The organism is Kitasatospora phosalacinea (assembly GCF_000717185.1).
Taxonomy (GTDB): Bacteria; Actinomycetota; Actinomycetes; order Streptomycetales; family Streptomycetaceae; genus Kitasatospora; species Kitasatospora phosalacinea_A.
The window spans coordinates 1-214 of sequence record NZ_JNYE01000329.1; the positions used below are offsets into that span (position 1 = coordinate 1).

Sequence of the window (214 nt, forward strand, 5' to 3'; positions counted from 1 at the left end):
CGCCACCGCGACCGCGGCCACCCAGGTCTCGCTCTCCTGGGGCGCGTCGAGCGACAACGTCGGCGTGACCGGCTACGACGTGTACCGCAACGGCACGCTGGCCACCAGCGTCACCGGCACCAGCGCGACCGTCACCGGCCTGACCGCCTCCACCTCGTACACCTTCACCGTGAAGGCCCGGGACGCGGCGGGCAACGCCTCGGCCGCCTCCAAC

The 214-nt window shown here is 73.4% G+C and carries 1 protein-coding gene; it reads left to right on the plus strand.

Features of this window, described 5'->3' with window-relative positions:
• The coding region (locus OO57_RS38255; protein ID WP_033257558.1) for a fibronectin type III domain-containing protein at positions 1-214 on the plus strand (214 nt) is incomplete at both ends.